Raw genomic sequence first — 11,922 nt, 5'->3', positions numbered from 1 at the left:
AGTCTCACCATCGCCCCCGTTCCCTCCGCTCCCGCCGCCGCAAGGTCGCAGGCCAGGCGAGCCCTCCATGCGACGAGACGGGCGTATTATGGGGCCGTTTGACCCCGTGGATGGGAGACGGGGGACATAAATCGGCAAGCGGTTGAAATCGCTGCGGATGAACCAGCGGCATTGCGATGGCTGAGCATCGTCTCCTCCCCATTCATGGGGAGGTGGCTCGAAGCGCAGCGGAGAGACGGAGGGGCTCTTCAGCGCATCCCGGCGCTTAAGCGGCGTCAAGAGCCCCTCCACCGCTTCGCGGTCCCCCTCCCCGCAGAGCGGGGAGGAGACTTTGGTGCGATCAGGCGTGCGTCTGGTCCCAGTACCGAACCGCGTCGGCGTCGCGGGCTGAGAGGTCGGGGTAGGCGGGGTCGGAGCCGACGTCGGGGACGCGGCGCCAGGAGCGGGCGCATTTGGGCAAGTCCAGCGCCTCAATGACCGTTTCTTGAGCCCCATAGGGACCGGGACCGGCGAGATAGTAAGCTTGTGACGAGGGGAAGCCCAACTGAGGCGTTTCCAGCACATCGGCGGGCATTCGCGGTTCCAAGTGAGCAAGGCTGCTTCGGAAGACTTCGGCCGCGAATTCATCCCGTGAGATGCCTTCGACATCAAACGCAGCCACTAAATCTGGGTGAGCAGACACCCAAACCTGTGCATCTAGGATGTTACCGATTTCTTTTTTGTCCCGTGCGCGCTCAGCAGCCCAAGTGACACCGAGGACGACCCGCTTAATTTTGGCCCAACGCTCGGCCTCGGCCGGGTTGCGCCATACCGCCGGGGTGTCGGGGATCACCCGGGCGCAGTTGGAGCCGGCGGCGGGGAAGCGCGTGGTCCAGGCCTCTTCCATCGTGAAGGGCGTCAGCGGGGCCAGCCAGGCGGTGAGGCGCATGAAGACTTCGTCCATCACCGTGCGGGCGGCGCGACGGCGCAGGCTGTCGGGGCGGTCGCAGTACAGGGCGTCCTTGCGGATGTCGAAATACAGGGCCGACAGGTCGCCGGCGCAGAACTCCAGCACCGGACGGACGACGTCCTGGAAGCGGTATTCGCCGTAAGCCGCACGGACCTGAGCGTCCAACTCGTGCAGGCGGTGCAGGACGAACTTCTCAAGCGGCGGCATCTGGTCCAGCGGCAGGCGTTCGGCCTCGTCGAAATCGGCCAGGGCGCCCAGCAGATAGCGGACGGTGTTGCGAAGCTTGCGATAGGCGTCGACCGTGGTCTGCAGGATCTGTTTGCCGATCCGCTGGTCGTCCGAATAGTCGACCAAGGCGACCCACAAGCGCAGGATGTCAGCGCCCGACTCCTTGATGATGGTCAGGGGGTCGGTCGTATTGCCCTTGGACTTGGACATCTTCTCCCCCTTCTCGTCGAGGGTGAAGCCGTGGGTCAGGACCGCCTTGAACGGGGCGCGGCCACGGGTGCCGCAGCCTTCCAGCAGGGACGACTGGAACCAGCCGCGGTGCTGGTCGGAGCCTTCCAGATAGAGGTCGGCGGGCCAGTGGGCGGGACGGTCGCCGGTGTAGCCGTTTTCCGGCAGGCGCGGGTCGAGCGTAAAGGCGTGGGTCGAACCGGAGTCGAACCAGACGTCCAGGATGTCCTCGACCTTTTCGTAGCGGGCCGGGTCGTGGGCGCCCAGGAAATCGCTGTCGGGCGCGGTGAACCAGATGTCGGCGCCGTGTTCGGCGACAGCCGCGACGATGCGGGCGTCAACCTCGGGGTCATGCAGGGGCTGGCCCGTCTGTTTGTCGATGAACATGGCCAGAGGCGTGCCCCAGGCGCGCTGGCGGCTGACCAGCCAGTCGGGACGGCCCTCGACCATCGAGCGGATGCGGTTCTTGCCAGCGACGGGATGGAAGGCGGTGGCGTCGATGGCGTTCAGCGCCGTCTCTCGCAGGGTGTCGCCGCTCTTCAGCGGCCCCCCTTCCAGCGGAGTGTCCATGCGGATGAACCACTGGGGGGTGTTGCGGAAGATGATCGGCGCCTTGGAGCGCCAGCTGTGCGGATAGGAATGCTCCAGCCGCCCGCGCGCCAACAGATTGCCGGCCTCGATCAGCTTCTCCATCACGGCGCCGTTGGCGGGGCCGAACTTGCCGGTCTTCTTGCCCTCGGTCTCCAGCACCTTCAGGCCCGCGAACAGGGGGACGCCGGGGTAGTAGGCGCCGTCCGGATCGACGGTGTCGGGCACCTCGTGATGGCCGTGGGCCTTCCAGACCTCGAAGTCGTCAGCGCCGTGGCCGGGCGCGGTGTGGACGAAGCCGGTGCCGGCGTCGTCGGTGACGTGATCGCCGGCGAGCAGGGGCACGGAGAAGCCGTAGCCGCTGTCGAGCGCGGCCAGCGGGTGGGCGGTCTCTAGGCCCGAAGGATTGATGTCGTAGACACGGGTCCAAGCGGCGATCTTGGCGGCCTTGAACACCTCCTCGGCCAGCTTGTCGGCCAGGATCAGGCGGTCGCCCGGCTTGGCCCAGGGCGCGAACTCCAGGCCTTCCTCCATGGCCGTGACCTCATACAGGCCATAGGCGATCTCGGGGCCGTAGGAGATGGCGCGGTTGGCCGGGATGGTCCAGGGCGTGGTGGTCCAGATGACGATAGAGGGCGTGCTGGAGCGGAAGGCCAGCAGGTCGTCGGGATGGTCGTCCGACACGCCCGTGACCGGGAACTTGACCCAGATCGTCGGACTGACGTGGTCGTGATACTCGATCTCGGCGTCGGCCAAAGCGGTGCGCTCGACCGGCGACCACATGACGGGCTTGGAGCCGCGATAGAGCTGACCCGAGTTCTTGAACTTGTGGAACTCGGCGACGATGGCCGCCTCGGAGGTGAAGTCCATCGTGGCGTAGCGGTTGGCGAAGTCGCCGACGATGCCCAGCCGGTGGAACTGGTCGCGTTGCAGGTCGATGTATTTGCCGGCGTAGTCGCGGCAGGCGGCGCGGAACTCGTCCTTGGACACCTCGTCCTTGCGGCGGCCCTTGGCGCGGAACTGTTCCTCGATCTTCCACTCGATCGGCAGGCCGTGGCAGTCCCAGCCGGGGACGTAATCGACATCGTAGCCCAAGAGGAACCGGCTGCGGACCACGAAGTCCTTCAGCGTCTTGTTCAGCGCATGGCCGATGTGGATATCGCCGTTGGCGTAGGGCGGGCCGTCGTGAAGGACATAGAGCGGGGCGTTCTGCCTCTGACGCTCGGCGCGCAGGGTCCCGTAGAGGTCGCCCCACTGTTCCAGGATGACCGGCTCCTTCTGGGGCAGGCCGCCGCGCATGGGGAAGGGCGTCTCGGGCAGGAAGACAGTGTCGCGATAGTCGCGGGCGCTGGATTCAGAGCTGTTTTCGGGGGCGTCGGCCATGGGTCGTCTCGGCGTCTTGAAAATTAGGTCGCTGTTCTCTTCGCCCTATCGCGCTTCGCGCTGCTTGAGGGCTTTCGTTCCCGGCGTGCACGGGGCCATCAGGCCCAGGAGCGCTACGCCGGGCGGCTAATCGAAATCAGGCGAATGGAGACGCGGACGGTCATTGTGCGGGCGGTCTAGCAGACGGATGCGGCATTGCGCCATCCCGAAGCGCAGGCCTCATCAACGGAAACGAAAGGCTTTTGCGGTTTTGTGACGGGAGGATCGGCCGGAATCTTGTTCGGCCGACACGATATTCGCTTGGGAGTTCCCGCCGATGCGGCTGCGGATCACGAAATGGATGCTGGGCCTGGCGGCCGGTCTCGCCGTCTCGGCGGGCGCCGGAGCCGCGCTGGCGCAATGCACGTCCGGCTGTCAGCCGCCGCCCTGCACCTCGTGCGAGCCTCCGCCTCCGCCTGAGCCGCCGCCCTGCAACGGCGGTGGAAACTGCGGTCCTGGCGGCGGTGGAAACTGGAACGGCAACATCAACACCAACGTCAATGTGAACGTGAACCTTGGCGCGAGCGCCAATGCGAACGCGGGCGCCGGCGCCAACGCCAACGCGGGCGCGCGCTCCTACGTCAACGCGCGGGCCGGCGGGTTCTCGAACAGCTTCGGCGGAGGCGGCGGCGCGGCCTATGTCAGCGTCGATCAACCCTATCCGACCACCATCCAGGGCCTGGCCGTCGAGGGCGTGATCGCCCAGACCGTGCGTACCCCCTACAGCGCCTTCCGCAGCATGATGAAGCGGGTCGTCATCCAGGCCGTCTGCATCGACGACCGCCAGGTGCCGCACCCCGCCTCACAAGTGCGGCCGGACCGCGAGATCGCCGAAGGGTTCGAGGGCGAGCTGTATCGCTGCCTGTCGGGCACATGGCTGCAGGCGACCATCGCCGACTACAACGGCGACGTCAGCTTCGATCACGGCACGACCCTGACCTGCCGCAAGCATGAGGCGCTGTGGTACGGGACGGGCGGCAAGCTGGAATGCCGGCCCGAGAAGCCCGAGCGGGATTGCAACGAGCGTTCGCTGCTGCGTCGCTACGGCGCCGGGATCAAGATCCTGACGATGTACCGCGAAGAGGAATACACCGAATACCGCGAGGAACAGGTCGAGAGCGCGACCGTGCTGACCGGGGTGATCACCCTGGACGGCGGCGTCGGCGGCCGGGTCTTCTGAACCGGACCTAAACACGCCCGTTCAGCCGCCGATCAGGCGAGACATGAGATAAGGCGACCGTCGGCTCTCCGTCGACGATCCTGACGACTGGCCCCGGTTCGCGAGAACCGGGGCCTTTTTCGTATGCGTTACTGGGCCGCCGATTGAGCGGTGACGGTGGCGCGCCAGGCGCTGTCGGACTGCAGATACTGGCGAGCCAGGGCCTGAAGGTCGGCGGCGGTGACGGCTTCCAGGGTGGCGATCTGGTTGCGGGTCTGGTCCAGCGTCGCCGGATCGCTCTGGGCCTGCGACAGCTGGGTCAGCCAATAACCGTTGTCGGCCATGCTGCGACGGATGCGCTCGACCGCCGGGCGACGGGCGCGGTTCAGTTCGTCCTCGCTGATCGGATTGTCGCGCAGGTCGGCGGCGATGGCGTCGACCGTCTCGAACAGCTTGGGCAGGGCGGCCGGCGGGGTTTCCGCGGTCACCGAGATGAAGCCGTAGCCCGGATAGGTGTCCGAGGCGGTCGAGCCGGCGCTGGGCGAATAGGCCAGGCCTTGCTTCTCGCGGATTTCATCGTTCAGGCGCAGCTGAAGCACGTCCGACAGGATCGACAGCTGACGCGCGGTCTTGCGATCTTCGACCTGATCGGTGGTCGGCCAGGCGACGAAGCCCAGCGCCTGTTCGGCGGGTCCGGTGTGATACAGCTGGACCGGCGTGGTGGTCGGGGCCGGGAACTTGCGCACCGTCGAGCCGGCGGGCGGTGTGGGCGCTTGACCGCGCGAGGGCAGGGCGCCGAAGGTCGAGCCGACGGCGGCGATGACCGCGTCGATATCAACATCGCCGACGACGGTGATCTCGACCGGGCCTTGGGCCAGGGCTGAGCGAACGCCCGAGCGGATGTCGTCGATCTGGATCGCAGCAATCTGTTCGGCGGTCGGGGTCGTCTCACGCGCGTCGCCGCTGGCCAGCAGGCCCGAGGCGTCGCGTTGGAAGACGCCGCGCGGCGTGGCGCTCAACTGAGCCAGGATCTGCGGGAACATGGCCTTGGTCTGCTCGAACGAGGCGCCGCGCAGGCCCGGATCGGTCAGGTAGGCGGCCAGGACCTGAAGCTCCAGCTGGAGATCGGCGGGCTTGGTGGCGCCGGCGAAGATATAGGCGTCGCCGGCCTGATTGACCGCGGCGCTGTAGGTGCGGCCGCTTAGGACGCGGTTCATTTCGTCCAGGCTGAGCTTGCCCAGACCGCCGGGGGCCAGGACGGTGCTGGCCATCGACAAGGGCGACAGGGTGTCGGCAGGCAGGCCCAGCTCGCCAAGGCCGGTGCGGGCGCTGACCAGAATCTGATCGGCGCGGAAGTCGGTCTTCTTGATGTTCAGCAAAGTCCCGTTCGGGAAGCGAACCAGGGTCGCGCCCAGATCTGCGAGTTCCGAACGGGCGGCGGGGACCGCCGGGGCGCCGAAGTTGTCATAGGGCCATTTCAGTTCGGCCTCGGCGGCGCGGGCCTGCACCGGAGTGTTGCGTGAGGCTTCCAGCGCAGCGGTGACGGCGGCCTCGCCGCCCTCGACCGGCACGGGCGAGCTGAAAAGCAGCAGCGGGCCCTGGCCTTCGAAGACCGCTTTGGTCGCCTGATTGACCTGATCGACGGTCAGGCCTTCGACGGCCTTGTTGAACAGATCGAGATTGGTCTGGGGCGAGCTGAACACTTGGTCGTCGTTGACGGTGCCCAGAAGGCCGGTCGCCAAGGCCGGAGTCGAACGGGTCGCGGCCGAGGCGACAGCGTTCTGAAGCGCGGTGCGAGTGTTGACGATTTCGCGCTGAAGCTCGGCGTCGCTGACGCCGTATTCCGCCAGACGACGGCTTTCCTGCTCGACGCTTTCCAGCGCACGCTGCCAGCCGCCGGGATTGAAGGCGACCGACAGGGTGCCGGCGTCCAGGCTGTCGAACAGCGACTGATAGCCGGCGCCGGCGCCGATGAAGGGCGGGTTGTCGGCGCGAGCGATCTCGCCCAGGCGACGGTTCAGCACGGCCAGACCCAGGCCGCGACGGACGTCGGCGGCGCGTTCGGCGGCCGTGTCGGGGCTGAGGTCCGGGGCCTTGATCCAGTTGATCTGGATCGAGGACTGGATGCCCGGCTCGACCAGGATGCTGGTCTGCGGTTGACGCGGGGCGACGGTTCCCAGGTCGGGCTCGGGACCATCGGCGGCGGTCGGCTTCCAATCGCCGAAGGCCTCGCGGACCTTGGCCTCCATCGCATCCACGTCGAAGTCGCCCACGGCGATGAAGGTGGCGCGCGAGGGGCGATAGTAGGCGTCGTAGAAGTCGACGAAGCGCTGGCGCGGCGCGGTGCGGATGATGTCGAGGTCGCCGATCGGCAGGCGTTCCGACAGACGCTGGCCGGGGGCCAGAAGGCCGAGCTGGGTCTTCAGCACGCGCAGTTGGGGCGTGTCGCGGGTGCGTTCCTCGCCGACGATGACGCCGCGCTCGGAATCGATGGCGTCCGGCGCCATCAGGGCCGCCGACATCATCTCACGCAGGATGTGCAGGCTGGGATCGACCGTCTCGTCCTTGGTGTTGGGCAGTTCCAGCATATAGGCGGTCTGGTCGAAGCTGGTGAAGGCGTTGGTGTCGGCGCCGAAGGCCAGGCCCAGGCGCTCCAGAATGCGCAGCATCTCGTTTTTCGGCACGTCCTTGGTGCCGTTGAAGGCCATGTGCTCCATGAAGTGAGCCAGACCCTTCTGATCGTCGCGCTCCATCAGCGAGCCGGCGTCGATGCGCAGACGGAATGAGGCCTGACCCGGAGGCGTCGCATTGTGCAGCAGGGCGTAGCGCATGCCGTTGGGCAGCAGGCCGTAACGGACGGCCGGATCGGCGGGAATGTCGCTGGCGGCCTGGGCCCAGGGGGCGGACGGCGCGACCTGACCGGCGGCGGCCGCAGCGGGCGGCGTGGTCTGGGCGAGAGCAGGGGCGGCGAACGCCCCGGTGGTCAGGGCCAGTCCCGAGACGGCGACAAGCAGTAGATGACGCGCAGAACGCATAGTATCACTCCGAAACCGCAACCCCCGATGGCGCGATGCCGGATGTGTAAAGTGTGCTTGCCTTCGCCACAAGCGGGGCTGGCGAACCTTACCGACTTGTCATGTTCGGATCAGCCGCCGGGGCGGCTGATGTAGAAGCTGGCGCTGTTGCCGACGGCGTTGGCGCCGATCACGGCGGTGCGTCCGGACGAGACCGTGGCGTTGGTGGTCGCGGTGACATTGCCGCTGTTGGTCTGGTTGTTGTTGACGTTGACGTCTCCGCCGCACTGGGAACAGGCATAGCCCGTCACCGCATTGCCGACGGCGTCGGAGCCGACATAGGCGTCATAGCCGTTGACGCCGACATAGGTCGCGTTGGCCTCGACCCCGCCGGTGTTCAACTGGGTGTTGTCCAGCTTCAGATAGATGTCGTTGTTGCCGGCGACGGTCTCGTTGGCGACGCTGCGGGCCGCCAGAACCGTCTGGCCCTGGAGGTTGGTCTGGACGCGGGCGTCGGCGCGGACGCGGCCGGCGTTGGCTTGGTCCGTCTGGATCAGCATGGAGCCGCCGGCGTTGGCGGTGATCGCCTGATTGGCCCCGGCGTTGGCGCCGACCGTCAGGTCCCAGCCGTTGTCGACATAGACGTCGGTGCGCGCCTCGGTCGTCGAGGCGGCGTTGGACTGGCGGATGGCCAGATCCTGGTGCGAGGCGCCGGTCGTATTGGTCTGGACCGCATTGGCGACGGCCTGGGACGAGAAGGTCGCAGGCGCGGGGATGTATTGAACGTCGGCGACGGTCTCGGCGAAGACGGTGGTCTGGGCCCTCTGGTCGATGACGCCGGTCAGGGACGAGGAGGGGCCGCCCAGGGCGACGGCGTTGGCGACGGCGGTGCTGGTCGCGAAACCACCCTGCAAAACGCGGCCGTTCGGCGCCTGGACATAGGTTCCGGCCTCGACCCGGTCGCCGGTCGCGGACTGGCTGGCGTCCACGGCGAAGGTCGCGCGATCGGTGGTGACGCCGAGATAGTTGCCGCGCGCGGTCGTATCGACGCTGAGTTGGCCGTCGGCCTCTCCGTTCACGATAACGGTGCTGGGGGCCACAGTGGCTCCGGTCATCGACTGGCGCGACACTAGGCTGGCCGACGTCCCCGTAACCCCACCCGAGAGCGCATTGCCCTGGGCGCTAGTACTGACCGTAAGCTGGTCCACAGACACATTGAGATCGACCTGGCCGGTGACATCGCCAGTCTGCGTCTGGGTGCTGGAGCAGGTTTCGCCGGCTTGCGGATCGCAGGTCGGCGTTTGCTGGGCGCTCGCCTCAGTGGCGAGTGCGGCGAACGTCGCCGTCGCGGCCATCATGCCAACGAGACGGATCGGCGCGGGTCTGGCCATTGTTGGTGTCCTGAGTGGGATAGGCCGGATAATAGCCGCCGGTCGGACCGACCGTGGAATCGCCGAGCGGATCGTTGGCGGGGTTCAGGCAGATTTCGGGGCCGGGCGCGCCATAGAGGTTGGCCATGAACTCGACCGTGGCCCGTTCGACCAGGGCGCGGACGGCCAGCTGCGTCGGCTCCATCCCGCCCGTGCCGGCCGAGATGTCGAAGACGTTGCCGTTCAGGAAGTCGAACACGCCGGCCGAGATTTCGCGCCCGATGATCTGCTTTTGATAGGAGACGACATCGACGACCTCGAGCGTGGTCGTCTGGACCAGGCGCAGATCCATGGCGATATTCATCACATAGACGCGGTGATTGACGATGCCCGAGCCGGGGCGGTTGCTGTCGACCTCGCCGCCGGCGATGTCGAAGCCGCCGGAGCGGATGTTGTAATTCACCTCGGTGATGCCGCCGACGACATAGAAGTCAGAGCCCGGCACCTGGCCTGCCAGGATGCGGCGGTACTGGGTGTCCTCGGGGCCCTTGGCGTCGGGGGCCTGGTCGCCGATCAGCTTGTTGTTGGCGTAGCGCAGCTCAAGCTCGGACACCGAGGTGTCGTAGCGTTCGACGATGCGGGCGCCGGCCTTGGCCAGCGCCGAGTTGGCCATCAGGGAGGCGCCGCCGGTGATCTGGCGGCCGCCGTCGGACGACACTGTGCCGGTGTAGTCGCTGATACGGCCCACGGCCATGCGCGGCGAGGGCAGGTTGTAGCGACGCGCGTAGTCGGCCAGGCAATACAGCGCGGCGGAATAGGGCGTGGGGTTTGCGGTCACCGGCGCATTGCCGATCGGCGTCGCATACTGTCCCGACGGACCCGCGACCGGGCTGACGCAGCCGGCGAGCAGAAGGGCGACGGCCGAGACGGCGGCGGACCCCTTGATGAGATGACGGCGGCTCATGGCAGGTTGATATTCCCGTTCAGGGCCGTACCGGCGTTGATGGCGCCGGTGTTGGTCTGGGTCGAGTTGACGATGACGGTGTTGCGGCTGCCCTGGACCACCACGTTCAGCTGATTGCCTATGGCGGTAGAGCCGCCGATGGTCGTGCCGCCGTTGCTGGACGCGCCTGCGCCGGCATAGGCCGAGGCCGCGCCGCCGGACTGGCTGGAATAGGATGAAGCGCCGGACTGGATGATGCCGTTGACGATCAGACGATTGCCGTTGGCGTCGCGGGTATAGCCGGTCGCGGCCGTATTGGCGGCCGTTCGCGCGCCGCCATAGCCCTGCTGGAAGCGCGCAGCGCCGCCCGAACCCGTCGACTGCGCGATCGCCGGCACGCTTGCAGCAGCGGCGAAGGCCATGACGGCGGTGGATACAAACAGCCTCTTGGCGGGCATTCCGGGGTTCCTCGCGCACAAACGAACGCCGGACCACGAGCGTGATCCGCACCCCAACCTGCATTAAGGTTATTAAGAAGCGCTTGATGTGACGCAGGTCACTGAGCATTTGTGGCGTCATGTCAGACGCATCCGGTCGATTCGATCCGCCGAACAGCCGCCCGGCGCGAGAGCCGATGTTCAACGTGCCGCTGGTCGTGCTGCTGATCGCGGCATCGATGCCGACGCTCTTTTTCTTCCAGCGCGACCTGCCCGATATGGGCATGAGCATGGCGTTCGCGCCCATTGATCTGGAGCAGGGGCGGTGGGGCGGGCTGCTGACGGCCATGCTGCTGCACGGCGGCTGGACCCACGCCATCATGAATGCGGTGGCGGCGCTGGTGTTCGGGACGCCGGTGGCGCGGCTGTTCGGGACCAAGGTTGGTCCGACGGTCTTTCTGCTTTTCTATCTGGTGTGCGGCGTGTTGGCGTCGTTGGGCTATGGACTGATCCACTGGGGATCCAGCGAGCCGATGGTCGGCGCGTCCGGCGCCGTCTTCGGCCTGATCGGCGCCGCAACGCGACTGCTGGGTGGACAGGGCAGGGTGCTGCCGATGGGCGATCGCCGCGTGATCGGCGCAGCCATCACCTGGATGGCGGTCAACGCCGTGACCGGAATGATCGGCGGCCTGCCCGGCGCCGAAGGGGCCAGGATCGCCTGGGAGGCCCACGCGGTCGGCTTCGTCGTTGGCTTTTTGGCCATCGGTCCCTTGGGGCGGATGTTCGGAAGCGGGGCCGCGCTTCATGCGTGAGGCGCGTTGATTCCAGACGGGGGGTGAGCAATCATCGCTCTCTGAGCGGCCCTGTCGCCATTCCGGCCCTGCGGTCGTCTCTTATTAGAGAAAGGGGACCGCGATGTTCGTCGCCGAAATCCTCAAGACCAAGGGAAACGCCGTCTTCTCCATCGCGCCGGATCTGACGGTGACGCAGGCGTGCGCAGAACTGGAGCAGAAGCGGGTCGGGGCGCTGGTCGTCTGTGACGGCGATCAGGTGGTCGGGGTGTTTTCCGAACGCGATGTGGTCAAGGCGTTGGCGGCCGATGGCGCCGATGCGCTGCACTGTCCGGTCGCCGACTATATGACGGCCAAGGTGATCTATGCCGAGCCGGCCGAGGAGATGTCGGCCTTGATGACCCGAATGACTGATCGGCGCATCCGGCACCTGCCGGTCATGCAGGCGGATCGTCTGGTCGGCGTCATCTCCATCGGCGACGTGGTGAAATGCCAGATCGCCGAACACGTCCATGAGGCCGAGAGCTTGCGGACCTATATTGCGGGGTGAGAGGGGCGCCCGCCGTTTGCCGATTCCGGTTTTGCGAGAAACTTCCCCTGGACTGTCAGAATCCGCTTGCTGACAAATCAGCCTCTCCGTATAGAGCCGCCTCGCTCGGAAACGGGCCGGCCGGCGGGGCGGCGGGGATGACAATCTCCAAGGTCCCACGGAAGAAAGAAGTGAAAAACTTCTTGCTTTCATCGGTTGGTTTAACTAGGTTCCGCGCTCCAATCGAATCGCCGACGGGTTTTT

Annotated in this window: 9 protein-coding genes; 3 read left to right on the top strand and 6 right to left on the bottom strand. The window is 66.7% G+C overall.

What is annotated here, in order from left to right; translation table 11 throughout:
- Positions 1–340: 340 nt before the first annotated feature.
- On the bottom strand, positions 341–3,376 hold the full coding sequence (gene ileS, locus BVE01S_RS16265; protein WP_066629880.1) for an isoleucine--tRNA ligase: 3,036 nt from the start codon (positions 3,374–3,376) through the stop codon (positions 341–343).
- A gap of 316 nt (positions 3,377–3,692) precedes the next feature.
- Here ileS and BVE01S_RS16260 point away from each other — a divergent pair, with 316 nt between their 5' ends.
- Entirely contained in the window at positions 3,693–4,595 is a 903-nt protein-coding gene (locus BVE01S_RS16260) for a hypothetical protein (protein ID WP_174523856.1), read from the top strand.
- Positions 4,596–4,723: 128 nt separating this feature from the next.
- Here BVE01S_RS16260 and BVE01S_RS16255 read toward each other — a convergent pair whose 3' ends face one another.
- The 4 genes from BVE01S_RS16255 to hfaA form a co-directional block, all read right to left on the bottom strand.
- Positions 4,724–7,609 (bottom strand): M16 family metallopeptidase, encoded by a 2,886-nt coding sequence (locus tag BVE01S_RS16255; protein ID WP_066629878.1) that lies wholly within the window; start codon positions 7,607–7,609, stop codon positions 4,724–4,726.
- Positions 7,610–7,719: 110 nt separating this feature from the next.
- Positions 7,720–8,979: a holdfast anchor protein HfaD gene (hfaD, locus tag BVE01S_RS16250; RefSeq protein ID WP_240612070.1), complete on the bottom strand. Its 1,260-nt coding sequence runs from the start codon at positions 8,977–8,979 to the stop codon at positions 7,720–7,722.
- Positions 8,906–9,922: a holdfast anchoring protein HfaB gene (gene hfaB / locus BVE01S_RS16245; RefSeq protein ID WP_039247049.1), complete on the bottom strand. Its 1,017-nt coding sequence runs from the start codon at positions 9,920–9,922 to the stop codon at positions 8,906–8,908. Before hfaB ends, hfaD begins: the two co-directional genes overlap by 74 nt.
- Positions 9,919–10,359, bottom strand: a complete 441-nt coding sequence (gene hfaA, locus BVE01S_RS16240; protein WP_039247052.1) for a holdfast anchoring protein HfaA — start codon at positions 10,357–10,359, stop codon at positions 9,919–9,921. Before hfaA ends, hfaB begins: the two co-directional genes overlap by 4 nt.
- A gap of 119 nt (positions 10,360–10,478) precedes the next feature.
- Between hfaA and BVE01S_RS16235 the strand changes: the two genes are divergently transcribed.
- Together BVE01S_RS16235 and BVE01S_RS16230 are read left to right on the top strand one after the other, a co-directional pair.
- Complete coding sequence (locus tag BVE01S_RS16235; protein WP_205678480.1) at positions 10,479–11,150, top strand: rhomboid family intramembrane serine protease; 672 nt, start codon at positions 10,479–10,481, stop codon at positions 11,148–11,150.
- 103 nt (positions 11,151–11,253) lie between these two features.
- Positions 11,254–11,679 (top strand): CBS domain-containing protein, encoded by a 426-nt coding sequence (locus BVE01S_RS16230; protein ID WP_066629871.1) that lies wholly within the window; start codon positions 11,254–11,256, stop codon positions 11,677–11,679.
- A gap of 55 nt (positions 11,680–11,734) precedes the next feature.
- Here BVE01S_RS16230 and BVE01S_RS17180 read toward each other — a convergent pair.
- On the bottom strand, positions 11,735–11,922 hold a 188-nt coding region (locus BVE01S_RS17180), incomplete at its 5' end, for a hypothetical protein (protein WP_218015944.1).

Source organism: Brevundimonas vesicularis NBRC 12165 (assembly GCF_001592205.1).
GTDB lineage: Bacteria > Pseudomonadota > Alphaproteobacteria > Caulobacterales > Caulobacteraceae > Brevundimonas > Brevundimonas vesicularis.
Note: the sequence above shows the minus strand (reverse complement) of the source record. Positions and strands in the feature narration are given on the sequence as shown.